Raw genomic sequence first — 631 nt, forward strand, 5'->3', positions numbered from 1 at the left:
CTCCACACCGCGTCCCGCGCGTCCACCAGGCCCTCGCCGCGCCGTTGTTCGGGCGAGCAGTACGGGGCCCGCCCCCAGCGGGTGCGCGGCCGTCCGACGCGGGCCACCCCCTCCAGGCCCCACAACTGCACCGAGGTGCCGTCCCAGAGCACGGTGCCGGGCGAGACGCCGCGCGGCACCAGGCCCTGCGCGTCGAGCAGGCACAGCGCGAGGACCAGGTCGCGGGCGAAGGTCCGCTGGTCGGTCGCGGACATCACGTGGGTGCGCAGGGCGGCGGTGCCGCGCGGCGCGGCGTAGAGCAGGAACGGCTCGGCCGCGTCCAGCTCGTGGCCGACGACGCGCGGGAAGAGCGCGGCGTAGTCGGTGTCCTCCAGGAGCTGGTGCAGCCGCAGGGCGGTGCCGGCCTCGGTGTCGAGCAGGGCGCGCGCCGCCGGGTTGGCCGCCTCGGACGCCGCCAGCCGGACCTGTACGACCTGCTGTTCCTCGTCGCCGAGCAGCCCGTTGCGGACGCGCTGCGGCAGTTGGGGGTCGCGCCGGGACTCGCGGCCGAACCGGATCGGGGCGGTGTGCCGCCGCCCCGCCGGCGTGTTGAAGGCCACCATGGCCCGATGCGCCCCGGCCTGCTCCACCC

The 631-nt window shown here is 77.2% G+C and carries 1 pseudogene; it reads right to left on the minus strand.

Annotation, left to right across the window (positions count from 1 at the left end):
• Positions 1 to 602, minus strand: a pseudogene (locus KUM32_RS35980) (hypothetical protein); the annotation flags it as partial.
• Between the last annotated feature and the right edge of the window lie 29 nt (positions 603 to 631).

Source organism: Streptomyces sp. AC627_RSS907 (assembly GCF_019049165.1).